General features: G+C 46.7%; 21 protein-coding genes. 11 read left to right on the forward strand and 10 right to left on the reverse strand.

Translation table 11 applies throughout. The features are described 5' to 3' along the window. Window positions 1-20: 20 nt before the first annotated feature. From JWG39_RS02080 to JWG39_RS02090, 3 genes are all read right to left on the reverse strand, one after another. The gene (locus JWG39_RS02080; RefSeq protein ID WP_205217696.1) at window positions 21-629 is read right to left on the reverse strand and encodes a hypothetical protein; all 609 of its coding nucleotides are present in this window, start codon (window positions 627-629) and stop codon (window positions 21-23) included. A gap of 245 nt (window positions 630-874) precedes the next feature. Beyond that, entirely contained in the window at window positions 875-1,861 is a 987-nt protein-coding gene (locus JWG39_RS02085) for a hypothetical protein (RefSeq protein WP_205217697.1), read from the reverse strand. Window positions 1,862-1,904: 43 nt separating this feature from the next. Beyond that, window positions 1,905-3,209 carry a PAN domain-containing protein gene (locus JWG39_RS02090; protein ID WP_205217698.1) on the reverse strand — a complete coding sequence of 435 codons (1,305 nt, stop codon included), beginning with the start codon at window positions 3,207-3,209 and terminating at the stop codon, window positions 1,905-1,907. A 378-nt stretch (window positions 3,210-3,587) separates the two neighbouring features. Here JWG39_RS02090 and JWG39_RS02095 point away from each other — a divergent pair, with 378 nt between their 5' ends. Further along, a complete protein-coding gene (locus JWG39_RS02095) occupies window positions 3,588-4,961 on the forward strand; it encodes an integron integrase (RefSeq protein WP_205217699.1) in 1,374 nt (457 codons plus the stop codon). A 96-nt stretch (window positions 4,962-5,057) separates the two neighbouring features. Here the strand turns inward: JWG39_RS02095 and JWG39_RS02100 are convergent, their stop codons facing one another. The 5 genes from JWG39_RS02100 to JWG39_RS02120 form a co-directional block, all read right to left on the reverse strand. Then, on the reverse strand, window positions 5,058-5,327 hold the full coding sequence (locus JWG39_RS02100) for a VF530 family DNA-binding protein (RefSeq protein WP_205217700.1): 270 nt from the start codon (window positions 5,325-5,327) through the stop codon (window positions 5,058-5,060). 206 nt (window positions 5,328-5,533) lie between these two features. Continuing rightward, window positions 5,534-5,752, reverse strand: coding sequence for a DUF1653 domain-containing protein (locus JWG39_RS02105; protein WP_205217701.1), 219 nt, complete (start codon window positions 5,750-5,752; stop codon window positions 5,534-5,536). 114 nt (window positions 5,753-5,866) lie between these two features. Next, complete coding sequence (locus JWG39_RS02110; RefSeq protein WP_205217702.1) at window positions 5,867-6,112, reverse strand: YheU family protein; 246 nt, start codon at window positions 6,110-6,112, stop codon at window positions 5,867-5,869. A 192-nt stretch (window positions 6,113-6,304) separates the two neighbouring features. Then, entirely contained in the window at window positions 6,305-7,627 is a 1,323-nt protein-coding gene (locus JWG39_RS02115) for a CNNM domain-containing protein (protein ID WP_205217703.1), read from the reverse strand. 269 nt (window positions 7,628-7,896) lie between these two features. Beyond that, a complete protein-coding gene (locus JWG39_RS02120) occupies window positions 7,897-8,118 on the reverse strand; it encodes a hypothetical protein (RefSeq protein ID WP_205217704.1) in 222 nt (73 codons plus the stop codon). A gap of 272 nt (window positions 8,119-8,390) precedes the next feature. On the opposite strand from JWG39_RS02120, the gene JWG39_RS02125 reads away from it, so the two are divergent. After that, on the forward strand, window positions 8,391-9,095 hold the full coding sequence (locus JWG39_RS02125) for a hypothetical protein (RefSeq protein ID WP_205217705.1): 705 nt from the start codon (window positions 8,391-8,393) through the stop codon (window positions 9,093-9,095). Window positions 9,096-9,128: 33 nt separating this feature from the next. On the opposite strand, the gene JWG39_RS02130 is transcribed toward JWG39_RS02125, so the two are convergent. Next, complete coding sequence (locus JWG39_RS02130) at window positions 9,129-9,749, reverse strand: flavodoxin family protein (RefSeq protein WP_205217706.1); 621 nt, start codon at window positions 9,747-9,749, stop codon at window positions 9,129-9,131. Window positions 9,750-10,371: 622 nt separating this feature from the next. On the opposite strand from JWG39_RS02130, the gene pta reads away from it, so the two are divergent. The 4 genes from pta (at window position 10,372) to trpS (ending at window position 16,535) form a co-directional block, all read left to right on the forward strand. Beyond that, window positions 10,372-12,483 carry a phosphate acetyltransferase gene (gene pta / locus JWG39_RS02135; protein WP_205217707.1) on the forward strand — a complete coding sequence of 704 codons (2,112 nt, stop codon included), beginning with the start codon at window positions 10,372-10,374 and terminating at the stop codon, window positions 12,481-12,483. 262 nt (window positions 12,484-12,745) lie between these two features. Beyond that, window positions 12,746-13,354, forward strand: a complete 609-nt coding sequence (locus JWG39_RS02140; protein ID WP_205217708.1) for a nucleotide exchange factor GrpE — start codon at window positions 12,746-12,748, stop codon at window positions 13,352-13,354. A gap of 112 nt (window positions 13,355-13,466) precedes the next feature. Continuing rightward, window positions 13,467-15,386: a molecular chaperone DnaK gene (gene dnaK, locus JWG39_RS02145; RefSeq protein ID WP_205217709.1), complete on the forward strand. Its 1,920-nt coding sequence runs from the start codon at window positions 13,467-13,469 to the stop codon at window positions 15,384-15,386. Between the two features lie 183 nt (window positions 15,387-15,569). Further along, window positions 15,570-16,535: a tryptophan--tRNA ligase gene (trpS, locus tag JWG39_RS02150; protein ID WP_205217710.1), complete on the forward strand. Its 966-nt coding sequence runs from the start codon at window positions 15,570-15,572 to the stop codon at window positions 16,533-16,535. 648 nt (window positions 16,536-17,183) lie between these two features. Here the strand turns inward: trpS and JWG39_RS02155 are convergent. Further along, window positions 17,184-19,079, reverse strand: a complete 1,896-nt coding sequence (locus JWG39_RS02155) for a bifunctional acetyl-CoA hydrolase/transferase family protein/GNAT family N-acetyltransferase (RefSeq protein ID WP_205217711.1) — start codon at window positions 19,077-19,079, stop codon at window positions 17,184-17,186. 656 nt (window positions 19,080-19,735) lie between these two features. Here JWG39_RS02155 and sucC point away from each other — a divergent pair. From sucC to JWG39_RS02180, 5 genes are all read left to right on the forward strand, one after another. Further along, complete coding sequence (sucC, locus tag JWG39_RS02160; protein WP_205217712.1) at window positions 19,736-20,893, forward strand: ADP-forming succinate--CoA ligase subunit beta; 1,158 nt, start codon at window positions 19,736-19,738, stop codon at window positions 20,891-20,893. A gap of 43 nt (window positions 20,894-20,936) precedes the next feature. Further along, window positions 20,937-21,809, forward strand: coding sequence for a succinate--CoA ligase subunit alpha (sucD, locus tag JWG39_RS02165; RefSeq protein ID WP_205217713.1), 873 nt, complete (start codon window positions 20,937-20,939; stop codon window positions 21,807-21,809). A 146-nt stretch (window positions 21,810-21,955) separates the two neighbouring features. Further along, a complete protein-coding gene (locus tag JWG39_RS02170) occupies window positions 21,956-23,509 on the forward strand; it encodes an acyl-CoA carboxylase subunit beta (protein ID WP_205217714.1) in 1,554 nt (517 codons plus the stop codon). 30 nt (window positions 23,510-23,539) lie between these two features. Beyond that, window positions 23,540-23,740: a hypothetical protein gene (locus JWG39_RS02175; RefSeq protein WP_240191943.1), complete on the forward strand. Its 201-nt coding sequence runs from the start codon at window positions 23,540-23,542 to the stop codon at window positions 23,738-23,740. Between the two features lie 41 nt (window positions 23,741-23,781). Continuing rightward, on the forward strand, window positions 23,782-25,746 hold the full coding sequence (locus JWG39_RS02180; protein WP_205217715.1) for a pyruvate carboxylase subunit B: 1,965 nt from the start codon (window positions 23,782-23,784) through the stop codon (window positions 25,744-25,746). Window positions 25,747-25,831 lie beyond the last annotated feature (85 nt).

Raw genomic sequence — 25,831 nt, forward strand, 5'->3', positions numbered from 1 at the left:
TATAAATTTTGGCTTTGTAGTTAGTTTTTTTGCCAAAACTTCCAAGTTCTTTTTTTTGGTGAAGAAATTTTGTAACTGGTAGGCTCTTTCTCTTGAAGAGTTCTGTTGTCGTTGTACTCAATCCCCTGATAGCTACCATCATGCCCAGTTATAACAATTTTTCCTGAATTCAACCAGCCAATTACTTTCGATGCTTCTTCGGCAACTGCTGGATAAAAACCATCTATTAACCTGGATTGTTCGTTTTCTTCAATATAGTCTGCAGGTGGTACAACAACGCTTAGCCCATATCCTAAGCCAAGATTATCCAAAAAATTATAGCCATCACAGTACAAGTCATAGCATTTCTCAATATACCTGGAAGCATTTTCTGAATGATCAATTACTTTTTCTAAAACTCGCCGCAAACTCCATTCATAGTACTTACCAATATCAACATATCTCTTCAGAATTTTTTCAGCTTCGTAAAGTGAAGATGGCTGCTTGTAGCTTAGAGAAATGAGATTTAAGTAATCATCAGAAGTTAAAATCTGCTCAAGCTTTTTTTCTGAGTAAACCCATTGCTCAAACTCTTCAATTTGGGTTTCTCCAGCAATAAGCCTGTAAACAATTATTTCAAAGTTCTTCAATGTTTGTACTCAATGTTAAATGAGGCTAAGGAACAGTCTTATTTAACATTGAGTTAAGCTGCCAAAATATTCGGCAGCACAGACCGTCGCATTCACCAATGATGAAAAGGCGGTGCAGTATTTTCAATCACCTCCGTACTATTTTGGTCATCTCCACGAAACTTCGAAATTTCATTCACCCAACCGTGATGAAATAACAGTACGTTACTACACCCCTTGCGAGACCACCATCCCTCACACTGTATCTACATTCGTCTTGACCCGCCGGAGTCTGAATCGATGATATCACTCTCCAGGTTGAGGTCTTGATCAAGGAGGTTTTCATAAAAGACGACACCTTCTCCGCTGTCTACGGCTGTTACAGCAACTTTCATTGCCGGAACCATGGTCAGATTGTCGCCTTCACCTACCGGAAGCAGAACAACGGCCATTTTCACCTTACCACGGCTATTTCCTATAATACTGTGAACTTTCTCAGCGATCAAATGCTTGAGATTGTCCCGATTTTTTAGTTTATAGCTCCTGATTGAGGGTGCAAATCGGAAACGAGGCCATTTTACCGTCAACAAGTCCACATCATTATTTGAAAACGTGGTGAGTTTTACACTGTTTCCTTCGATGAGAATTCCATCGATGGCCCGGATTACATCTGTAGTGATACCGACCACCACCGGACTCGTCTTTTTTACCGGTCCCAGATTTGGATTGGTTTCACTCTGGGACATCAACAGTGAGGTCTGCTTAAAAAAAATCTGATCCTCTGCAATGCCCATTTTTTTAAGAATACCACCATGTATCCTTTTTAACTCACTCATCTTCTGCAGTCCAACCTTTTTAGAAAGTCTCATCGGCTGTTTGACATCTCGTACAAACTCAAGCTTTCCAACTACAGGATTGACCTCATAGGTCATGTCTTTTAATTTCTGTACTTTCAGCCTGGCAGGAGTCCTCTGGCTTTTTAGTGTCAAGACCTTTTCCAGATCGTTAAGGCTTCGTATCTTTAACGTATCAAGACCGTTGGGAAACTTTCTGACGATACTCTCAAACCGTTGCTGCAACTTTATGTTTTCGTACCGGGGCAACGCACGATTGACAAGATCGTTGTAATCTGTTGACACCATTTTCCTCGTCTCAACCGGTGACCCGAGATCATTTGCAAACGCACCAGAGATAAAGAAACTGAGAACCATCATGGGAATGAAGCACAAAATCCTGTTGAATTGTATATTCATGTTTTCCTCCTGCAAAGAATTCACATTCTGCTCATATTCTATGTTAGTTTGGCAATTTGTCCGCACCGTCGGGATCACAGCCCGGATAATACATATAGGTCATCGATCGCGGTGCCTTGTCGTCCCAGCGGTCATTGTATTTTTCGTTCAGAGCATTATTCGACTGTTCCCCGTTTTCACCGAAACCAAGAGCCATGGGGCAAATCGTTTCCCAGCCGTTGTACCAGTGATCCACATGGTGCATTTTTGACATCCATACCTTTGCAACCCCACTTGAAAAACCTCCACTGGCAAGCGATTTATACTCATCAACATATCTTGATCCTATATACATATATCCATGAAATCCAGTAACAACATGGACTCTTCCTGCAGCCGGGCCCCACCATTTTCCCATCTCATTCCAGTTAATACTGTTGCAGGAGGATAAATGAAGAAATCGCACATTGCCGCCCGAAGCCGGGCCGACCTGCATCTGATTGGTCGTGATGGCACAGCCGTTGCCATCATTGGTGTGCATCGAGCCCCGCCATCCGTCTGAATTGTTATGCCCGCCGTGGGTGCAGATGAGTGCAGCCTCGCCACCATCCATGCCGTTCCATTGATCATCCTGTCCCCATGAGACCTTGCTGTTGTCGGCAAATTTCTGTGCCCTGACATTACCGAAGTTACTCCACCACTGCTCCCAGCCTTTTGAGCCCATTCTCTTACGCCATCCCATACACATGTCATCCCACCAATCCCGGCGGCTGCCGGAACAGGAACCATCCCATTTGGTAATAGCAAAAGATCTCGCCTGTTCGAGATAATCTATTTTCAAACCGGAGACACAATTGCCATTCGTTGAAATAGCAGGAACACTGTTTTTTAACCAGCATCTTGCCTGGCTGCCCTGCACTCCAGGCTTCACGTAGGTATACGCTTTGCAATTGCTGTCTTTTGCGCATGCCGCAAGACAGAGATCTGAATTCGGAGATGAAAGGAAAAAACTTTTATAGTCAGATCCCGCGCGGTCCCTATTTATTTCAGTTGTCAGCACAACTTTGGAGTTTTTCACACCGGAGGTACAGCAGCTGTTCGAGCTCGATACCGGCCGACCTGACTTCAGCCAGCATCTTGCCTGATTTCCTTGTACCCCTGGTTTAACGTAGGTATACGCATCACATTTCGATTCTTTTGCACAGGCTGCAAGACAGAGATCGGGTTGGGGAGACGAAAGAAAAAAGCTCTTATAATCTATCCCCGGACGATCCCGATTGGTCTCGACAGTGAGCTTTCCCCCCCAACTTCCTTCAGCTAAAAACAGAACCCCAAAAACAACAATAAGACACATTTGGCATATTCTCATTTTGCCCTCCCCTATTATAGAATTGCGGTATAATCGCTGTTTCTTGAATACCGGAGTCCGGCTTCATCGACTTGGCGATCGTTTCTTTATATGCGTATATTCATTCAAGAAAATCTTGTAAGATCAAATCTGTAAACGTGAAAATATTATATAAAAAAACGTAACAGAAGAGAATAAAAAGTAATTATCCCGAAGACTGAGACGTCCCTCATACGATGTCTTAAACCTCTGAAATGCTCCGATAAAAAATGCAATATATTAGATTATATCAGGTAAATATATTGCACTGTTCAGTGCAAGTGGTTAATGTTATTTTTCTGGGTAACACCACAATAAAAAGTGTTACAGGTGATTATATTTAAGAATTTGGAGGCGTTTATGCTGGTTGTACCTGCAGATGTCAGGATCAGGTATGCTGATTTTCTCGACAAGAAAGGTATTGCTCTGCAACACATTTATAAATGCCAGAAATACCTGCGTTATTACTTGGATTTTTGTCAGAAATATCGTCATGAGGCATCGACCGTTCAAGGACTGGAAGTTTTTCTTCTTCAGCTGGCCGAGAAAAAAAAAGATGTAACTACGAGGAAAGAAGCTGAGAGAGCAGTCCAGCTCTATCAAGAATATTTGGTGCCTGGGAAAAACGAGGGCAAGAGCCAAAAAAATGATGAGATAACAGAGAGAGCTGTCAATGTTGATAAGTACATTACCAGGAAAGATCATAACAGAGATACGGTTTCCTCAACAATCGTAACCAAACCTGCTGAGAAAAATATCGATAGGATTGGAAGCTCCTGGAAATATGAATTTACAGAACTGGAGAATACCATCCGGATGAGGCACTACTCCGATAAGACACTTAAATCCTACAGAAAATATATACGCGATTTTCAGACCTATACCGAATCCCCGCAGCCTGATAAATTAACGGCTGAACACGTAAAAAATTACCTCACTCATCTTGCCGTCAAGAAAAAGGTATCAGCCTCAACCCAGAATCTGGCCTTTAATTCCCTTCTTTTTTTCTTCAGACACGTGCTTAACAGGGAATTTGGCACCATTGATGGAGTGGTACGCGCCAGGAAGAGGCCGTATATTCCAGTGGTCTTATCCAGAGTGGAGATTGAGAAGATATTTCAAGTACTTGATGAACCGTATCTGCTCGTTGTTAAACTGCTGTACGGTTGCGGGTTACGCTTGTTTGAGTGTCTGTCACTGCGTGTCCATTGTCTGAATCTGGAAGAAGGTATTCTTACTGTCCACAATGGGAAAGGGAAAAAGGATCGTACGGTACCTCTGCCCAAAAGTCTGTACGGTGTACTGCGCGAGCAGCTTGATACAGTTTATAATTTGCACAGTAAAGATATTGCCAGAGGATATAACGGGGTTTTTCTTTTCGACGCAGATGAGAGGGAATCGAAGAATGCCAGTCGTCAATTTATCTGGCAGTGGTTGTTTCCTGCACACAAGATCTCCAGGGTGAAGAAGACCGGAGCAATGAAGCGATTTCATCTCCATGAAACCCATGTTCAGAAAGCTCTTCGACAGGCTGTGAAAAAGGCCTGCCTTACCAAAAGGGTCACTGCACATACTTTCAGACACAGCTATGCAAGCCATCTCCTGCAGGCAAATTATGACATCCGGACAATTCAGGAATTATTGGGACACAGTGATGTGCGAACAACCATGATTTACACTCATACCGTCAAAAGTACGACGAAGAGGGAAGTAAAAAGCCCACTTGATTTTTAGTCGCATCTCCGTAATGGAGGATATTGTTTTGGTTCCTGTAACGGGGGGATCGGGATGTCATATTGAATTCAGGGGCATGTTACAGCTTTTATCCAGCTATTTTGCATTTTTCCGATGCCGCTCTTTTTCTTTGCGGATCACAAAATGATAGATATAGAGTTTTTCAACTTTCTCTCTTGCCCAGGGGGTTTTACGAAGGAATTTTAAGCTGCTGTTAAAGGTTGGATTTACACCAAATACTTTAATTTTTACCTTGGCAGCAAGGTAGGGAAAACCATGGTATTCTATTAAGTCTTCCAGCATATTTTTTAGCGTTACTCCATGCAGGGGGTCTTTACTTTTGGAATTATCTTTTTCTGTTGTCATAGTCTCATTATTTAAATGGTATAGGTTGTACTTCAAGTGAGGTTAATATAAGGGAACCTTGAATAATCAGTCTTTCGCCCATCTTCTTCGTTACAGTCAAAAATTTATCCTCGCAATATCAAATATATAGCTCCGGTAAATTTTCTCCTGTGCCTTGAATATGAACGAAATACAAGATTATTCAAGGAACCCATAATAAGAAATATTCAAATTTCAGAGATAAATTCAAACCTTGGAATTTTTCTACCCTCAACTTCAATTAATTCAGTAAACATCTCTTTTGGCCGCACCCACATGCTGTAGTCACTATATAAACATTGGTAAACAACAACTTCTTCTCTTGTTTCTGAGTGTGTTGCCTGGCAAATAACTTTATATTTCTTGTTTTTATAATGTTTGTAAATACCAGGTTTAATATCTGACATAATTTTTTATATAATTTTTATGGAGATAATGCTCCGTATCAGTGGTATGCCGCAGGCCACGGGTGGTATGCCGCAGGCCACGGCCGTTTGTTTGTGTTTGTTCAGTTGTATCTGTCAACTGTGATCCATGGATTTTAAATTTTTATCCTCCTTTTTGAGGATGGTCGTGGTCTCGGATTCATGATCAAAGACAATAAAGGCGTCTTTAGCTTTAAGTTGCAGTAACACCTGGGCAATTTTAGTCTCAAGTGAAATTTCGTCTGCACCATAATCCGTACCATTACGGGTTATAAATTCTTCAACAACAGCCTTCAATATTTCCGGACTCAATTGATTATATGGAATTTTAACAGCGTTCATTTTTTATAATAAGAGAAGGTTGGGGGTAATGGTACCCATAAATCTATTTAGGGTACCTTGAATAACCAGTATTTCGCCCATCTTCTTCGTTACAGTCAAAAATTTATCCTCGGAATATCGAACATATACCTCCGGTAAATTTCCTCCTGTGCCTTGAATATGAACGAAATACAAGATTATTCAAGATACCCTTTAGCTTTCGACAGAGGGCTTCGGCGACAACTCCATGCGGATGCTGGTGGCCCGAGAACCCGTAATTTCCAGTACTTCGGCTGTCGTTTCCCCATCAAGTTCAATCCGATCCCCAACGCTGAGCACCTGGCCTGTTCTTTCCGTTAACAGTCCCGACAGAGTTTCAGTCTCCATACTGCTGAGATGGAGCTTGAGTCGCTGGTTCACGACATCAATTCCGGTTCCGCCGGGAACGATGAATTTACCCGGACCATCGGGTTTGATCTGCAGCGGACTTGTGTCGAACTCATCCTCAACGGGTCCGACAATGCGTTCCAGCACATCTTCCAGGGTTATACAGCCGATGACAGTACCGTATTCATCGACGACAAAAGCCATGTGCTGATGTGTTTCCTGAAACTGCCGTAAAAGGCGACTGATTTGCAGCGTTTCAGGTATAAACTGAGCCGGGCGGGCAATTAAGCGCAGGGCATCCTCCATATCCGGGGAGACATCCAGCAAATCTTTGATGTGCACGACCCCCAGGACATTGTCTAAAGATCCGTCACATAAAGGATAGCGTGAATGCTTGTTTTGCGATGCCAGGGATCTGCATTCCAGAAATGTCCGGTTGATATCAAAAAAAACAATGTCGGCACGGGGTTGCATAATATGACGGCAGACGGTGTCATCAAACTCAAAAACTGCTTTTAATAAACGGTGTTCGGCCTGGCTCAGCTCTCCCTGTTTGCGAGACTGGTTCAACAAGGCCTTAATTTCATCTTCACTGTGAACTGTGTCATGTTCAGAAACAGCTTTCACCCCAATTTTTTTCAATAAAAATGAGGTGGTTGCATTTAATGCAATCATGAACGGAAAGGAAAGGAAGTAAAAAAATTTCAGAGGCAGGGCAAACCACAATAAGATCTTTTCCGGTCGTCTCAGAGCGTATATCTTTGGTGCCTGTTCACCCAAAACAAGATGAATCGCAGTTATTGAAGTAAACGCCACCGCAAAGGCAATTCCATGAATCCATATCTCAGAAACAACCCCTGCAGTCAGAAGCAGCGGCCGCAGCAGATGGGCAATTGCCGGCTCTCCAATCCACCCGAGGCCAAGGGAAGCCATTGTTATGCCAAGCTGACATGCAGACAATGATGCGTCCATGCGCTGGGTCAGCCAGTGTGCTGTTGCCGCAAAGGGTTTATTATTGGCTACGTGCTCCTCAAGCTTGCCGGGGCGAATTTTCACCAGCGCAAACTCTGCGGCAACAAAAAAGCCGTTTATAATTACGAGGAAAATTGCCAGAACAATATTTATAATATCAGTTGATAAGGTCGACACGTGGTGTCCTCCAGATGTAATTCAAGCGAGATCTTATCCCAGCCATCACAATTTTTTATTCATGTATCATTTCCGAACTGATGAACCTGATTATCATTGCGGAAATATTCATTTTGCCGAAACTCTCGGTTTGAGAGGATTGTTTAAGCTGAGGGGCATAAATACAGTTGAACCGTACAAAAAAATTTCAGATTTACAGCATAAGGGCGCCCGTGTTGCACTTCTTGTCCTCATCCACTGTCTGCCTTGAACGAGTTGTCAGCCAATAACTATTTGATCCGAATGTCCTTGCCCTCGGCCTTCATCAGCCTGGCAAATTTGGTCCAGGAAAGGCGTTTTTTGTTTACCGAATTGCCAGTGGGAACCCACTCAATGTTGCCCTTGCTGATAAGGACAGTACCCAGTTTGTGCCCATCTTTTTTGACTTCAATCGTCACGTCCTTGTGGAGTACGAACCTGGTGGAAATATCCATTGTGACTTCATGTGCCATGACATTCTCCTTTGCTGGTTGACGTTTTGCTCAGTTACCGCAAGGAAAGTGCAGTTGCTGACCGGTACTGTTGTGAAGGCTGAGCCCTGACAAAAATCGGCAGCGATTTTTGCCGTTGCTTCATTGGTAGTGTTTATTGTGCTCTGTTTCCTGTATAGATCGACGACGATCAATAATTCTAAAAATTTTATCATCCTTATTCAGAAGGCTACCTTATATCGACTTCTCCCGCAGGAAAAGCCCGAGTGAATTCTGCTGTTCAGGGAAACATAATGCAATTATTCTTAGTGAAAAAAACAGCAGTTCTCGACCGCCGAGATGAGAGCAACCATCCTCTCCTGAGTCGAACCTTTTCACAAACCAGTAGGCAACTGCCAACAATTGCCCAGATTAAAAGCTCTATCTATACTGACCGGCTGTGGGCCGAAGCCGGGGAATTCGACCGAAAAAAACACCTGCTGACCATCCTGCTCCGGGAGTCCTACGTCGGCCAGTCCTTTGTGCTTCTCACTGATGAGTTCGTCAGGTCGCTGCAACTGCTTTGTACCGATTTCACATGCATTGTTGAACTCGGGGCAGGCGTCGGCTGGCTTGGACACTGGCTCTGCAAATACGGTATCAGGATGCAAACCTCCATTGATAACAAAACCTGGCCTGATTTTCCGCAGGACCGGTATCTTGATATTGTCCAGAAAATGGATTCCCTGGAGTATCTGCGGCTTCATCCTGAAGTTGATTTGTTTATCCTTGCCTGGCCCCAGGAGGATGACCTGGCCTCCCGCATCTGGCAGGCTCTGCGTCCTGGCCAGCATCTTTTATATATCGGAGAGAACAAAGGCGGCTGCACAGCTGACAACATTTTTTTTGAGCTGATCCACGGCCACGAAGTGGAACATAATGGCACCAAAAAAATGAGAGAATCGTTTCTCTCATTTGATGATTTTCACGATCAGCCCCATCTTTATCAAAAAGCCTGATGTCTTTTAGATTTTTTAAGGACTGAACAGATATCAACCTGCTTCGTCATGACCTGCTGCTGAAGGGAAGCTGTCCATGTGCGGCTTTACAGCTTTGCCGAGCCAGGCAATTATTTCGCCAAGGTTTTTCATGTTTGCCAACGCCTCGGTATCCTCTGCGACATCCCCTTTGGCCAGTCCTACCCCCATATTCCAGTACGTCGACCCCGGGAGAATCATCTGGTTGATCTGGAACATATGATTGATGGTGTCGTACACATGAAGTGCACCACCGCGTCTGTTGGCAACCACTGCAGCACCTATTTTGCCACGCAACGCATTGTTATTTGCCAATCCTACAAAACCAGTTCTGTCAAGGAGAGCTTTCATCTCGGAGGTAACATCGGCGAAGTAGGTCGGTGAACCGAAAATAATGGCATCTGCCTGAAGAATTTCCTGGAAAAGATCGTTAAAGACGTCAGTCTTTATAGCGCATTCCATGTTCTTTTTTTCCCAGCATTTTCCACAGGCCAGACAGCCACGAATTTTATTCCCGCCTATCTGGACAATTCGGGTCCCCCATCCTGCACTTTTGAGGGGTTTCAAGACTTCTTCAAGCAGCATTTCTGTATTGCCACCTTTACGCGGACTTCCGTTTACAGCAAGTGCATACATTTTTACACCTTTTTCTTTGTTTTTTTATCCAGCGAAACAGGGGCTTATCATTCAACAATACAGTGCCACTCATTGTATTGTTGAGTGTACACCCCACTCAACAGTCAGGTTCTTCCCAAAAAAATCAGGTTCCGGTTTGACGGGAAAGACCTCAAAAAAATTCAATTTCTTACTTTGCTCAATATCATAACGAAATACAAGGTTCTTCAAGGTTCCCTGAAGAGGGACGCTTGTATCCGCAGGTTTTTTTCTCTGCACATTAAGAACCGGCTGCTCGCAGGCATAAATAAATTCATGCTCCCCCCCTTTTTGAGTTATATCTACATATACTGTATGTACATAAAGAAAGAGCGCAGACAGAAGAGTCTCTTGTGGGAACCTTGAATAATAAGTCTTTCGCCCATCTTCTTCGTTACAGTCAAAAATTTATCCTCGCAATATCAAATATATAGCTCCGGTAAATTTTCTCCTGTGCCTTGAATATGAACGAAATACAAGATTATTCAAGGAACCCTTGTGCTTTGCATGTTGCCCTGAGTCTGCTTTGGGTAAGGGGGGGAGATCGTGCTGATGGTTACGGGGCATGAATCCAATCATTTTTCTTACAGCCTGAGGATAATCAATGTCGAAAAATTTATATATTACTGCACTGGAACCTCACAGTGGCATATCTCTGGTTGCCCTTGGAGTGATGGAGTTTCTCGTGCGAAACCTGGGGCGTGTCGCTGTTTTTCGCCCGATAATCAACACTGACTATAGTACCGAAAAGAAAGATGATATTCTCCATTTGATATCAACGTATTACAATCTTGATATCGAGTATCGCCGGATGTATGCCTATACCTTTGACGAAGCGCGGACACTCGTTGCTGACAAAAAAAATGACAAACTTCTTGAAGGGGTTCTTGAACGTTATAAAGATCTGGAAGACGAATTTGATTTTGTTCTCTGTCTGGGTACAGATTTTGCCAGTGACTCGGCAGCGTTTGAGTTTGAACTCAACGTTGAAATTGCCAACAATCTCAATTGTCCGGTGCTGATGCTTGCCAATGCGCACCAGGGATCTCTTGAAGGTGTTGTCCAGTCGTGCCGGTTTGCTCTGGAATCTTTTGCAGAAAAAGGGTCGAAAATACTGTCGCTCATTGTCAACAGAACTCCGCCCGGCCTGCAGGAGGATATGCTGCAGGCTCTTCAGAGCAGGTTGCAGGATCAAATAGAGCTGATCTATTCAATTCCTTTTGAAGAGACCCTTGACCGACCGACAATGGCTGAGATCGCCAGTGCACTGGATGCAACAGTAATCTATGGCAGCCAGCTGCTGAACAAACCGGTGTCCCGTTTTGTTATCGCGGCAATGAACTTGAAAAATTTATTGCCAACAATCGAGAACGATAATCTTATTATTACCACGGTTGACCGGGTTGATGTTATTCTCGGGATGCTGGCCGCATCCCGATCGTCAAACATGCCCAATATCGGTGGCATGGTCCTTACCAGATATCTGGAACCTGATGAAAGTCTGCGTAATCTTCTCCTTGGGACTGACGACCTGGTTCCTATCCTCAAGGTGAAAGAGGATACTTTTACCACTGCGACGAAGATAACCGCTATTCACAACTCTATTACTCCTGATTCGACGCTGAAAATCGCCTCTGGTCTGGGGTTGTTTGAGTCCAATGTGGACACGACGGCGTTAAGAAAAAAAATTGTCGGTTACCGTTTACTGTTTACCACCCCGAAGATGTTCGAATTTGGGCTCGTCAAGCGTGCCCGTGCCTTTAAACAGACGATAGTGCTGCCTGAAGGGGAAGATGAACGGATATTGCGGGCGGCGGAAATCCTTATTCACCGGGAGGTGGTAGAGATTATCCTGCTCGGGAGATTGCCTGCTATTAAAAATAAGATTTTAAGCCTTGGGCTGGCTCTTGAGGGAGTTAAAATTATTGATCCGGTAGATTCGGATCTTCTTGATGACTATGCCGCGACCTATTTTGCACTGAGAAAACATAAGGGGATTACGCCGGATAATGCACGGGATGTGATGTCAGCCGTCAATTACTTCGGGACCATGATGGTTTATAAAGGGGATGCGGACGGAATGGTGTCTGGCGCAGTTCACTCCACACTTAACACTGTGCGGCCTTCTCTTGAATTTGTAAAAACGAAACCCGGCAGTACCATCATGTCATCAGTATTTTTTATGTGTCTTGAAGACCGTGTGCTGGCGTACGGTGACTGTGCCGTTAACCCCCGGCCGACAGCAGAGCAGCTTGCTGAGATAGCAATTGAATCTGCAAAAACAGCTCTGCTGTTTGGGATAAGACCTTATGTTGCCATGCTGTCCTACTCTTCCGGAACATCTGGTATTGGCGAAGAGGTCGAAAAAGTTAAAAAAGCCACAGAAATCGCCCACAGACTGGCGCCTGATCTGTTGCTTGAAGGCCCGATTCAGTACGATGCAGCGGTCGACCCCATAGTTGCCAAAACGAAGATGCCGCACAGTAAAGTGGCTGGCAGGGCGACTGTCTTTATCTTTCCTGATCTCAATACCGGCAATAATACCTATAAAGCTGTGCAGCGTTCGGCCGGTGCGGTGGCTATCGGTCCTGTTATGCAGGGTCTGAATAAACCGGTAAACGATCTCAGTCGTGGCTGTGTGGTCACAGACATTGTGAACACTGTGGCAATTACTGCTATTCAGGCTCAGGCGAAGAAAGGGTTGATCTCACCCTGATGGGAACATCCACCTGTGCCTCGAAGGAACGAATGCAGGCTGTTTCCAGGTACCCTGTTGTCTCTTCAAATGGCATTGGCCGATGAGAGATAAAACCACAGGATCCGAGTATTTTTCTCCTAAATGCCCCTTTTTCTTCTCCCTGGACTGCCTCTTGCTTTTTCCTGTGCCAATTCTTGACAAAGACTGACCCTTACTTATTTTTCTCCTGTTAACGGTGCAATTTTAAACAACTTATTGAATGAACTGGGCAGGAGATTACATGAGCGAAATAAAGAAAGAGAATGATACTCCGGGGATGAAACAGACAGAGAATGATCCGGTGCAGGAAGACGCGGAACAGACTCTCACCGATACCGATGCAGGAGATACAGATGCAGAGGAACCCCTTGAAGTGCAGCTGGCAAAGGCGAAGGAAGAGACTGCCAGTCTTAAGGACAGAATGCTGCGGTCGGCTGCAGAGAATGACAACTTTAAGAAACGTCTTGAACGTGAAAAGATTGCCAGCCTGAAGTACGCCGGAGAGACAATCTTCCGCGAGATTCTACCCTCAGTGGACAACCTTGAACGTGCAGTCAGCCAGGGAACGGCGGAAGGTGCAGATGCGGAGGCCAGACAGAAGTCGCTGATTGAGGGCGTGCAGATGACACTCAAGAGCCTGATGGCAACCCTTGCCAAATTTGAGGTGAAACCAATTGAAAGTGTTGGCAAACCTTTTGATCCTCAGCATCAGGAAGCACTGGTGATGGAGGCGAGCGATACGGTTCCGGCTCAGCATGTGGTCAATGAATATGAGAAGGGATTCTGGTATAAAGATCGGCTGTTGCGTCCGGCAAAAGTTATTGTTTCTTCCGGTGAGAAGAACGGTTGAAACCCCTTGAAAACAAGAGTTTCAGCCTTGACTTTAAGTGCGGAATGAGCACCTTTAATGCGTACTGAAATGGATAAAGTTTTTATAACCAGCGGAATTTAGGAGAAAAATTATGAGTAAAATTATTGGTATTGACCTCGGGACTACCAACTCCTGTGTGGCAATTATGGAGGGCGGTGAACCAAAAGTAATCGCCAACGCCGAAGGGAATCGGACGACACCGTCTGTTGTCGCTTTTACAGATAATGGCGAACGTCTCGTCGGACAGATTGCAAAGCGTCAGGCTGTTACCAATCCGACCCGTACGCTCTACGCGGTAAAACGTCTTATCGGTCGTCGGTTCAGTGATGCTGAGGTTCAGCGTTCTATTGACATCAGCCCCTTCAACATCGTTGAGGGTAAAAATGGCGCCGTAAATGTGGAAGTGGAAGGCAAGGATTATCGTCCTGCAGAAATTTCTGCCATGGTGCTGGCTAAGATGAAGCAGACCGCTGAAGAATATCTCGGTGAACCGGTGACAGAAGCAGTTGTTACCGTCCCTGCGTACTTCAACGATTCCCAGCGTCAGGCTACCAAGGACGCCGGGAAGATTGCCGGGCTGAATGTGCAGAGGATTATCAACGAGCCGACCGCAGCTTCTCTGGCTTACGGGCTTGATAAGACGGGCGAAGAGAAAATCGCTGTATTTGACCTCGGTGGTGGTACTTTTGATGTCTCTATCCTTGAGATTGGCGACGGTGTGTTTGAAGTAAAATCCACCAACGGTGATACCTTCCTTGGTGGCGAAGACTTCGATATGCGTATCGTCAACTGGATGGCAGACGAGTTCAAACGTCAGCAGGGCATTGACCTGCGCGGCGACAAAATGGCACTGCAGCGGCTGAAAGAAGAGGCTGAAAAGGCCAAGATGGAACTTTCTTCTACTAAAGAAACTGATATCAACCTGCCGTTTATCACCGCAGACGCATCCGGTCCGAAACACTTGAACCTCAAGTTGTCTCGTGCCAAACTTGAGACTCTCGTAGAGGATCTGATTGAGCGGACTGTCGGTCCCTGTCAAACTGCGCTGAAAGACGCCGGACTCTCCCCCTCTGAAATCAATGAGGTTATCCTTGTTGGTGGTATGAGCCGGATGCCTAAAGTTCAGGAGAAAGTAAAAGAGATCTTCGGCAAAGAACCACATAAAGGTGTAAACCCTGACGAAGTCGTGGCTATCGGTGCTGCAATCCAGGGTGGGGTTCTTCAGGGCGACGTCAAAGACGTTCTGCTCCTCGACGTTACTCCTCTGTCTCTCGGCATTGAAACCCTCGGCGGTGTAACCACCAAACTGATTGAGAAGAACACTACTGTTCCGACCAAGAAAAGTCAGGTCTTCTCTACTGCTGCGGATAACCAGCCGACCGTCTCCATCCATGTTCTTCAGGGTGAGCGTGAAATGGCGCAGGATAACAAAACTATCGGTCGCTTTGACCTTTCTGACATTCCGCCGGCTCCGCGTGGAGTGCCGCAGGTTGAGGTAACTTTTGACCTCGATGCCAACGGTATTCTGTCGGTATCCGCCAAGGATCTCGGCACCGGCAAAGAGCAGTCGATCAAGATCACTGCTTCTTCCGGCCTTACCAAAGAAGAGATCGACCGGATGATGAAGGATGCTGAACTGCATGCAGATGAAGATAAAAAGCATAAAGAGCTGGTTGAGGCACGTAATGGCGCCGACGCTCTGGTTCACGGAACGCAGAAAAGCCTCAAGGACCTTGGTGACAAGGTGGATGCTGAAACTAAAAGCAACGTTGAACGTGAGATTGAGAATGTCAACAAGGTAAAAGACGGTGATGATCTCGCGGCCATTACTGCCGCTGTTGAAGCTCTGACTCAGGCTTCTCATAAATTGGCTGAAATGATGTATCAACAGGCCTCTCAGGATGGTCCCGAAGGTGGCGCAGGTGCTGCTGGTGGTGCCGCTGGCGGTGACGCCGGGAAAAAAGGTGGGGACGATGATGTCGTAGACGCCGATTTTGAAGAGGTGAAGTAACAGGTTGCCTGAGCAATCAGGATTGACGAGACGGAGCGGGAAGAGTAATCTTCCCGCTCCGTTTTTTTATTTTTACTGCACTTAAACGCGCCTTTCTGACGACGCTTACCCTTTAGGCTGCCTCGAATATGAACGAAATCCAAGATTATTCAAGGTACCCTTTATTCATCACAAAAAAACATTATGAAAATACTCTCAGGAATACAGCCCTCCGGTCAGCTTCATCTCGGTAACTACTTCGGTATGATCGAGCCCATGCTCGCTATGCAGGAGGGCAACGACTACTACGTTTTTATCGCCAACTACCATGCTATGACTTCTGTCCATGACGGTGAGAAGCTGGCGCAGGGAACTCTCGATGTGGCCTCCGATTTTCTTGCCATGGGACTTGATCCCGAGCGCTGCATCTTCTGGGCACAATCCGATATTCCGGAGGTGCAGGAACTTACCTGGATTCTCTCCACCATCACTCCCATGGGATTGATTGAACGCTGCCACGGTTACAAAGACAAGGTGGCGAAAGGGATTGTGGCAAGCCATGGTCTGTTCTCCTATCCCGTGCTGATGGCTGCCGACATTCTCCTCTATCAGCCGGATATTGTTCCGGTGGGTAAAGATCAGAAACAGCATATTGAGGTAACACGGGATATTGCCACCAAGTTCAACAATCAGTTCGGGGAAACGTTCAAGCTGCCGGAACCGGGAATCAGTGAAACCACCGCCATTGTTCCGGGCCTGGACGGCCAGAAAATGTCGAAATCCTACGGGAATACAATTCCAATTTTTCTTGAAGGGAAGCCGTTGAAAAAACGGGTAATGGCTATTGAAACGGATGCTACTCCGGTGGAAGATCCTAAAGATCCCGATACCTGTAATCTCTACGCACTCCTGAAACTCTTTGCGGCACCAGAGCGTCTGCAGGAGATCCGCAATCTCTATATCAATGGCGGAGCTGCCTATGGGTATCTGAAACTGGAGCTGCTTGATCTGCTCAACGAGAAATTTGGTGCGGCGAGAGAGAAGAAAAAAGAGTTTCTGGCCGATCCTGGAGAAGTACGCAATATCCTGAGAAAGGGTGCTGGCAAGGCCCGGGAAAAGGGGTTGCCGACTCTTGAAGAGGTGAGGCGGAAGGTGGGGATTACCTATTGAGATTTCAGTTTGAGAAGATAAAAAGGCCTATTTCCAGGATGTTCTGGAAATAGGCCTTTTTTTATTACAGTCTTCTCTACAGAAGGTGAATTATACCATTTACATTTTGTATTGACCAGAGAACGAGACTGCATAGACATTTTTTTGGCGATTGTGAATGAGTACTAATTCGTGTTTATCCGTGGTTCCTTTTGCAATTTGTAACCACGAATAGACACGAATTTTCACGAACAGGGAAACACATTAAACGAAAACGTTTGTATCCGAAGTTAAGCCGTACAGTGCACCAGAATTATGAATCAACTTTGGGAGTCATTCGAAAGTCGGGGTTAAGCGTTTTACACTCTAATATTCCGTGTCTTCCGTGGTTTACCAGGAGCATGAGAACAGACCCTGCTCCAGATGGATCAATAAGCAGAAACAATACATTGCCACAATACTCATGTAGTTTGCTACCACGGAAAACACGGAAGGACACGGAAGGACACGGAAAACATCAATTACCTCAAAGCAACCACAAGGGCATTCTCTTATGGTTTTTTCAGTAATAATTCGTGTTTATTCGTGTCCATTCGTGGTTCCTTTTGTCGTTTGTAACCACGAATGGATAAACAGGATGCAAAACGGGTCACAACTTAATAGAATGTATTATACGGCCAGTTCACTGAAGCGACAGGTGAGAACCATGTCCCCATCTTCGAGACTGCTTTTCACTTTGTAGGGGAGAGATTTAAAGAGTTTGATCATGGCGCGATTGCCGGGATTGGTAACGGCGATCAGTCCTGAGATACCGTTTTCCCTCGCCACCTCCGCCAGCTTTTTGATGAACAGTCGTCCCAGCCCTTTCCCCTGATATCCCTCGCTGATGGAGAACGCGACCTCGGCCATATTATGGGCCTCAATCTTGATAAACTCTCCAACCCCCACCACCTTGCCGAAGCCCATTTCACCGGTAATGGCAAGAAGGGTGAGGTCATTGATGTAATCGACATAACTCTGGCTCTCAATCTCATCCGGTGCAAAAATCGTTTTGGGGCAGAAAAAACGTGATTCTACATCCTTTTCCGGCAGGTTGTAGTAGTGCTCCTGGATGCGCCGTTCATCCACCAGTTTTGCTGGACGGATGAGGATCTGTTCCCCGTCACGCTCTATAGTTTCCTCAAGATTTATCGGATAAACCGCCAGCGCGGCCTCACCGAGATTGCGCTCACTGCCGATATAACCCATCTCCTTGGCCCTTGCGAAGAGCTCTTCGCGGAAGTCTGGATGGGCAATGGAAATCATGGCAATCACCCGTTCCTGAATCGATTTTCCGAAGAGATTGACGGCGCCGTATTCGGTGATCACATAGTGTACATCGCCGCGTGGAACCACCGTCACCATGTCTTCAAGTTTCGGCACAATGTTGCTCACCAGCCCCGTTTCCGTTTTACTGACGGAAAAGAGCAGAAGAATGGATTTCCCTCCTGGTGACTGACGCGCTCCGCGGACAAAGTCCGGTATGCCTGAAACGCCTCCAAAGTGGGTAGCGGACATCGCCTCAGCGGTTGTCTGACCAGTGAGATCCATCGCCCGTGCGACGTTGATGGAAACCATGCGGTTGTGCTGGGAGATGATGAACGGGCTGTTGACGTAGTCTGAGGGGTGAAAGTCTACCGCAGGATTGTCGTTGAGAAATTCATACAGGTTCGCTGAACCGATGGCCATTGAGGCGACCATCTTGCCCTCATTGAATCCCTTCTTCTTGTTGTTGATGTTGCCGGTGGAGTAGAGGTGCATCATATCGTCGATCATGAATTGAGAGTGAACCCCGAGATCGTTCTTGTTGGAGAGCGCCTGCATGGTTACCTGCGACATTGCTGCGAGGCCAAGCTGCAGGGTGGCACCATCTTCAATCAATCCCGCTACATATTTTCCCATTTCCTGGGCCTGCTCCATTCCCTGAACAGGCGGTTCCACGGCGATCAGATCCTCATCGTGTTCTACGATCCAGTCCACATCATTCACATGAATGAAACTCTGTCCCATGATGCGCGGCATCTTATTGTTGACCTGAACGATGACCATATCCGCTGAACGGACCGCTGCCATGCTGATATCCACTGAAATCCCGAGGCTCATCCAGCCAAAGTCGTCTGGTGGGGAAACCTGCACAATGGCTACATGCAGTGGCATGCGTCGACTGGTGAAGAGCATTGGTATATCTGACATATTCATCGGCGTGATAAAACGCTGCTGACTGGCGATATTGCTGTCAATTGCGGCACCGAGATAAAAGGAACGGATGTTGAGATTGGTGTCGTGGGTGCGATCGGCAATGGCGGTGAGTGAGGCTGTTTCACGGCCGAACAGACGGACTATTTCCAGACCACTGAAAGCGTTGGATTTCTCTACCAGAGCCTTAATCAGTTTTTGCGGTTCACCGCAGCCAGAGCCTATATATACTCGTTGTCCGGAACGAATTTGGGAGACAGCACGTTCAGGACTGACTGATTTCTGGAGATAAGCATCGGCCCAATAGATACCGCTGGAGAGATGTGACATGGTAGATCCTTCGGAAGGGTGGAGTGGAAAAAATGTCTTCTGGCGTTTGTTGTCGGCTCCCCGTTGTCTCTATGTGAAAAAAGAGTGACTGGTGCAGGCAGAAGGACGTAAAGTAACAATAATTCTAATGGAAATGTGACGGAAAAACAAATCTATTCCATCTTTTTTGAATGAGTGATATGATATATCATAAAGTTTGATTTTAGCAGTTGAAGTAGCAGGTTGAATACAGTAAATTGGTTCGTAGTAAATGTAGTGTAAATGACTTCAGAGGCATGGATTGTTACGAGAAAGTATCTTCCGGCATAGCATTTTTCTGAACCAGTCCCGCTGGAGAGCGTTTTTAATGCGCTTCAACCATCGGAGATGTTACGCCGTTACGTTTCCCGCTTCATCTTCTCTCTTTCCATCCCCTTCCTTCTTTTTATATGTCGCTCTGCTGTGCATGCTGTCGTTGCGTGCTGTTCTCAAAATTTCTCAGTTGGTTATACAGGTTTTTCCCGGCCGCAATGTGTGGGAAAGGATCTGTGCATGTTATAGAGGAACGTTGCGAAGATCGTGTTCGTGACTGGTAACGGACACCCATCTTTATGGATGAGGTGCCTATTTTATTGTCAGGAGCTCTGCGGCTCCATAAAGTGTCAGGAAGGTTCACCATGAAAATTCATGAATACCAGGCAAAAGAACTCTTTCGCAAGTACAAGGTTCCCACCCTTGCGAACGGAGTAGCGACAACTGTAGATGGGATTATAGCCGAAGCTGCCAAACTGAAACTCCCTGTGGCAGTGAAAGCACAGATCCACGCAGGTGGACGCGGGAAGGGTGGTGGGGTTAAACTTGCCAAGACTGCTGAAGAAGTAAAAAAGTATGCCAATGAAATCCTCGGCATGACCCTTGTTACCAAGCAAACCGGGCCTGAAGGACGACTGGTGAAGACCGTACTCGTAGAGGAAGGCTGTAATATCGCCAAAGAACTCTACCTCTCTTTCATCCCGGACCGTGCAACCTCCACAGTTACCATCATTGCTTCTGAAGCTGGCGGGATGGACATTGAAGACGTGGCTGCCAACACTCCGGAAAAAATCATCAAGGTTCAGATTAATCCCACCACTGGAATCAAGGGCTTTCACCTCAATCAGGTTGCCTTTGGTTTGAACATGCCGAAAGAAGTCCTCAAAGAGTTTGCAGGTGTTCTCAGGGGACTCTATCAGCTCTTTATTGATTATGACTGCTCCATGGTTGAGATTAACCCGCTGGTTATCACCGGCGACAATCACATCATCGCCCTTGATGCCAAGCTGGATGTTGACTCCAACTCCCTCTTCCGTCATCCTGATATCGTTGCTTTCCATGATCCCAACGAAGATGATCCGCTTGAAGCAGCTGCTGCCAAATTTAACCTGAACTACATCAACCTCGACGGGAACGTCGGGAACATGGTTAACGGTGCCGGTCTGGCCATGGCCACCATGGACATCATCAAGCAGGTGGGTGCTGAACCTGCAAACTTCCTTGATGTCGGAGGCGGAGCTGATGCTGAAATGGTTGAAAACGGTTTTAAAATTATCCTCAGTGATAAGAAAGTGAAGGGGATTCTCATCAACATCTTCGGCGGTATTCTTCGTTGTGATGTTCTCGCTCAGGGTGTGGTACAGGCTGCCAAAGCTGTCAACCTCAATATCCCTGTGGTTGTACGCATGGAAGGAACAAACGTAGAAGAAGGTCGGAGAATTCTCAAAGAATCCGGACTCACTCTTATTACCGCCAAAAACCTTGCCGATGCTGCCGAGAAGGTTGCTGAGATTGTAAAGTAAGATTTACATAAAAATCGTTAATTCAACATAGTAGAGGTTCACAATGAGTGTTTTTCTCGATAAGAATACCCGTCTGCTTGTTCAAGGGATTACAGGGAAGGAAGGACAGTTCCACACCCGTCAGTGCGTTGCCTATGGCACCAACGTTGTCGCCGGGATGACTCCCGGGAAGGGTGGCCAGAAGATGGATGGTATTCCGGTCTATAACAGTGTGCGCGAAGCTGCTGAAGCAACGAAACCCAATGCTTCCATGATTCTCGTTCCCCCCCCGTTTGCAGCTGATGCCATTATTGAAGCAATTGATTCTGATATCGCACTGATTGTCTGCATCACCGAAGGTATTCCGGTAATGGATATGATGAGAGTGAAAAACTATCTCGCCCAGAAACCGCAGTGCCGCCTTGTCGGTCCAAACTGCCCGGGTCTGATGACTCCTGGTGAGTGCAAAATCGGTATTATGCCGAACAGCATGGGAAAAGCAGGCGGCCCGGTTGGCGTTATTTCCCGTTCCGGTACCCTTACCTATGAAGTAATGCATCAGTTGACAGAGGTCGGCCTCGGCCAGACCACCTGTATCGGTATTGGTGGTGACCCGATCAACGGCACCAACTTCATCGATTGCCTCACTGCCTTCAACGACGATCCCGAGACTAAAGCTGTCGTTATGGTTGGAGAGATTGGCGGGAATGCTGAAGAAGACGCCTGTGCATTTATCAAGGCCAATATGGATATTCCGGTGGTTGGTTTTATCGCTGGTCTTACCGCTCCTCCAGGCCGCCGTATGGGGCATGCCGGTGCCATTGTTTCCGGTGGTAAAGGTACAGCCGAAGCGAAGATTGAAGCCATGAAGGCTGCAGGTGTTCATCACTGCGATAACCTTGGCAAAATCGGTGAATTGGCGAAGAAAGTATTTTAAGGTGAAGCCATGAGACAGCAGGGGAGGCTACTGCTCCCCTGTGTAGAGGGTGTGAGAGAATAAGAGCCTCTACACTGTTACAGGCGGTTGCAGAGCAGATCTGTAACCGCCCTCAGACCCTGAAAAAAAGTACCAAGGAGATATTAATGAGTACAACTCAGGAAAAAATCGCAGAGCTGAAGACAAAGAGAGCTGAGGCTCTTCTCGGCGGCGGTCAGGCCAAGATTGATAAAATCCACGCCAAGGGAAAGAAAACTGCGCGTGAGCGGGTTAACCAGCTGGCAGATCCCGGGACCTTTGAAGAGTATGATGCCTTTAAACTTCACCGCTGCCATAACTTTGGAATGGAAACGAAACAGTTCCTTGGTGATGGTATCATCACTGGTATCTGCAAAGTTAATGGCCGCTCGGTCTATGTTTATGCCCAGGACTTCTCAGTTCTTGCTGGTTCACTCTCTGAAACGCTCGCGGAGAAGATTGTCAAGTTGCAGGATCTGAGCATGAGAAACGGGATTCCGATCGTAGGTCTCAACGACTCCGGTGGTGCCCGCATCCAGGAAGGAATTGAAGCACTGCGCGGCTATACCGATATTTTTACACGTAATGTTCTCGCTTCAGGTGTTGTCCCGCAGATTTCAGGCGTTTTCGGGCCGTGTGCCGGTGGTGCCGTTTACTCTCCTGCGCTTACTGACTTTGTTATTCAGGTCAATCTCCAAAGTTATATGTTCCTTACCGGGCCGAAGGTTGTTAAAGCCGTGCTCAATGAGGATGTAACGGTTGAAGAGCTTGGTGGCGCATCCATGCATACTACGACCTCTGGTGTCACCGACTATGGTGCTCCCACTGAGGATGATGCCCTTGAATATATTAAGGGATTGCTCTCCTTCTGGCCGCAGAACAACATGGAAGATTCTCCGGTTATTGAAACGGCAGATCCCTCTTCCCGTCGTTCAGAAGAGCTCAATACGATTATTCCTGATAATCCCAACGCGCCCTACGACATCAAAGACGTTATTCGCTCCACTGTTGATGATGGTTACTTCCTTGAAACCAAAGAGGCTTATGCGCCGAATGTCGTAGTTGGCTTTGGTCGCTACGGTGGAAAATCAGTAGGTATCGTCGCCAACCAGCCTGCGTATTATGCAGGGGTTCTTGATATTAATGCTTCCTGGAAAGCTGCCCGATTTGTTCGTTTCTGTGACTGCTTTAATATTCCGATTATTACTTTTGTTGACGTTCCTGGTTTCCTCCCTGGAAAAGAGCAGGAATTTGGCGGGGTTATCCGCAGTGGTGCCAAATTGATGTTTGCTTTCGCTGAGGCCACTGTACCCAAAATTACCATCATTACCCGGAAATCCTATGGTGGTGCCTATTGCGTCATGTCCTCCAAACATCTGCGCTGTGATGTCAACTTCGCATGGCCGACAGGTGAGATCGCAGTCATGGGCGCCAAAGGGGCTGTTGAGGTCCTTTATGCCCGCGGCGCGAAAGATGAAGCCGATCCGGCCAAATATCTCGCTGAGAAGCAGGCAGAGTATGACAAACAGTTCTCTAACCCGTATCGGGCTGCAGAACGTGGTTATATTGATGACGTCATTGAACCGGCAGAGACTCGTAAACGTATTATCGATGCTCTTGATTCGCTTAAGAACAAACGTGACGATACTCCCATGAAGAAACATGGAAACATCCCGTTGTAAGGGGTTTCACAATAATTCAGGGGACCAGATATGAAAAAAAATGCACAAATGAAGATGGCGGCGGCTATGGCGGCTGTCAACGCCTATCTCGAGCAGGAGGCTGAGGCCTTTCGCCTGGAGCAGGAAGCTGCTGATTCACGGGCGTATAGAGGACCGGATCTCTGGGCTGTGAGCGGACGACAACATCTTATGAGCATGCGTAATATGGTACAGAGACGCCTGCTCAAGTGAGCCATGACAGAGTTTATATTATTATATAAAGGAGATTTACCATGAGCGACCAAGTAAAACAGACCGCTATGAATTATGATATTGACCGTCCTGCTGCTGAGAATCCGATAAAAATTCAGGATCTCTCTTTGCGTGATGGCCATCAGTCTCTCTTCGCCACACGTGGGCGGACTGAGGATATGATTCCTGTTGCCGAAAAGATGGATGAAGTCGGCTTCTGGGCCATGGAAGTATGGGGTGGTGCAACTTTCGACACTATGCACCGTTTCCTCAATGAAGACCCGTGGGAACGTCTGCGGACTCTTAAACGCTACATTAAAAAAACCCCGTTCTCCATGTTGCTTCGTGCGCAGAACCTCGTTGGTTACCGGAACTACGCTGATGACCTCGCCGAGGCCTTTGTTGATCGGGCAGCTGAAAACGGTATGGATGTTTTCCGGACCTTTGACGCACTGAACGACTATCGGAACTTTGAGACCGTTGTAAAAGGCATCAAAAAAGCTGGCAAACACTTCCAGGGTTGTATCTGCTACACCCTGACCGAGCCGCGTCTTGGTGGTGACGTTTATAATCACGACTACTACATCAACAAAGCCAAAGCCCTGAAAGATATGGGTGCAGACTCTATCTGTCTGAAGGATATGGCTGGTCTGATGGCTCCGTATGATGCGTATGATCTGATCACGACCATCAAGAAGGAAGTCCCTGGTATGCCGATTCACCTCCATTCTCACTTCACCTCAGGGATGTCCTCCATGACAACCCTGAAGGCTATTGAGGCTGGTTGTGATATCGTTGATACCTGTATGAGCCCCTACGCGTTTCGGACTTCTCATGCAGCCGTTGAGCCTTTGGTCATGTCACTGCTTGGGACCAACCGCGACACCGGTTTTGATATTAAGAAACTCGCTGAGATCAACGAGATTCTTGAAAGAGAGGTTATGCCGAAATACAAGCATCTCCTCAACGAACCCAAGATGTCTATCATCGACATCAACGTGCTCCTTCATCAGACTCCGGGTGGTATGCTGTCCAACCTCGTCAATCAGCTTCGCGAGATGGATTCGCTGGATCGCCTTGACGATGTTTTCAAAGAGTTGCCGCGTGTTCGGAAAGACCTTGGTTCCGTACCGCTTGTCACTCCTACTTCGCAGATTGTTGGTGTTCAGACCGTTAATAACGTTCTTAACGATAAAGACGGTGAGCGTTACAGCATGATCACCGGCCAGGTCAAAGACCTCTGTTATGGTCTCTACGGTAAAACTGCTACGCCGATTGATCCCGAATTGCAGAAAAAAGCTCTGGTGGGTTACGCACGTGGAGAGACGCCGATTACTGTACGTCCTGCTGAAGTTCTTGAGCCTGAACTTGAAAAAGCCAAGGCTGAAATTGGTGATCTCGCCAAAGACATGGATGACCTCATTGTTTACGCTCAATTTCCGGTTACCGGGAAGAAATACCTGCAGTGGAAATATGGTGTAGTTCCTCCGCCGGACAGTGTCAAAGCAATCACCATGGAAGACGTGAAGAAAGCTGACGAACTGTTGAAAAAAGCCAAAGCCGGTGAGCTTATTGAACCCAAAGCAGGAACTCCTGACAAGAGCGCCAACGTCAGGACTTTCAACGTCTTTGTTGATGGTGAATACTTCGATGTTGATGTTGATCCTACCGGTGACGGCCCGATTATGGCTGCTGCTCCTGCTGCTGCCGGCCCGGCTCGTCCGGCTGCCGCTCCTGCCGCTGCCGCTGCTGCTAAATCAGCACCCGCTGCACCCGCACCCGCCGCAGGCGGTGCGGGTGCTGTATGTGCACCTATGCCGGGGATGGTTATCTCTTACAGTGTAAAAGTGGGCGATGCTGTGAAAGCGGGTGATACTGTTGTTATCCTCGAAGCCATGAAGATGGAAAATGCTCTGAAAGCACCTTGTGATGGTACTGTGAAGAGCATTGATTCTGAATCTGGCGAGTCTGTTCCGAAGGGAGCTGTTCTGGCTGTAGTTGAGTAAGGTCGCTTCTACTCAGGACACAGTTGTATGATTGATGTTTGTATCCAGGGCCTGTTCCTCCTTTTGAGAGGGGCAGGCCCTGTGT

The organism is Desulforhopalus vacuolatus (assembly GCF_016918505.1).
Lineage (GTDB): Bacteria > Desulfobacterota > Desulfobulbia > Desulfobulbales > Desulfocapsaceae > Desulforhopalus > Desulforhopalus vacuolatus.

Excerpts from the sequence above, each read along its gene's own strand:
- JWG39_RS02085 (WP_205217697.1), bottom strand. The coding sequence starts at position 1,861 with ATGAATATACAATTCAACAGGATTTTGTGCTTCATTCCCATGATGGTT.
- JWG39_RS02090 (WP_205217698.1), bottom strand. The coding sequence starts at position 3,209 with ATGAGAATATGCCAAATGTGTCTTATTGTTGTTTTTGGGGTTCTGTTT.
- JWG39_RS02095 (WP_205217699.1), top strand. The coding sequence starts at position 3,588 with ATGCTGGTTGTACCTGCAGATGTCAGGATCAGGTATGCTGATTTTCTC.
- JWG39_RS02100 (WP_205217700.1), bottom strand. The coding sequence starts at position 5,327 with ATGACAACAGAAAAAGATAATTCCAAAAGTAAAGACCCCCTGCATGGA.
- JWG39_RS02105 (WP_205217701.1), bottom strand. The coding sequence starts at position 5,752 with ATGTCAGATATTAAACCTGGTATTTACAAACATTATAAAAACAAGAAA.
- JWG39_RS02110 (WP_205217702.1), bottom strand. The coding sequence starts at position 6,112 with ATGAACGCTGTTAAAATTCCATATAATCAATTGAGTCCGGAAATATTG.
- JWG39_RS02120 (WP_205217704.1), bottom strand. The coding sequence starts at position 8,118 with ATGGCACATGAAGTCACAATGGATATTTCCACCAGGTTCGTACTCCAC.
- JWG39_RS02125 (WP_205217705.1), top strand. The coding sequence starts at position 8,391 with ATGCAATTATTCTTAGTGAAAAAAACAGCAGTTCTCGACCGCCGAGAT.
- JWG39_RS02130 (WP_205217706.1), bottom strand. The coding sequence starts at position 9,749 with ATGTATGCACTTGCTGTAAACGGAAGTCCGCGTAAAGGTGGCAATACA.
- pta (WP_205217707.1), top strand. The coding sequence starts at position 10,372 with ATGTCGAAAAATTTATATATTACTGCACTGGAACCTCACAGTGGCATA.
- JWG39_RS02140 (WP_205217708.1), top strand. The coding sequence starts at position 12,746 with ATGAGCGAAATAAAGAAAGAGAATGATACTCCGGGGATGAAACAGACA.
- dnaK (WP_205217709.1), top strand. The coding sequence starts at position 13,467 with ATGAGTAAAATTATTGGTATTGACCTCGGGACTACCAACTCCTGTGTG.
- trpS (WP_205217710.1), top strand. The coding sequence starts at position 15,570 with ATGAAAATACTCTCAGGAATACAGCCCTCCGGTCAGCTTCATCTCGGT.
- JWG39_RS02155 (WP_205217711.1), bottom strand. The coding sequence starts at position 19,079 with ATGTCACATCTCTCCAGCGGTATCTATTGGGCCGATGCTTATCTCCAG.
- sucC (WP_205217712.1), top strand. The coding sequence starts at position 19,736 with ATGAAAATTCATGAATACCAGGCAAAAGAACTCTTTCGCAAGTACAAG.
- sucD (WP_205217713.1), top strand. The coding sequence starts at position 20,937 with ATGAGTGTTTTTCTCGATAAGAATACCCGTCTGCTTGTTCAAGGGATT.
- JWG39_RS02170 (WP_205217714.1), top strand. The coding sequence starts at position 21,956 with ATGAGTACAACTCAGGAAAAAATCGCAGAGCTGAAGACAAAGAGAGCT.
- JWG39_RS02175 (WP_240191943.1), top strand. The coding sequence starts at position 23,540 with ATGAAAAAAAATGCACAAATGAAGATGGCGGCGGCTATGGCGGCTGTC.
- JWG39_RS02180 (WP_205217715.1), top strand. The coding sequence starts at position 23,782 with ATGAGCGACCAAGTAAAACAGACCGCTATGAATTATGATATTGACCGT.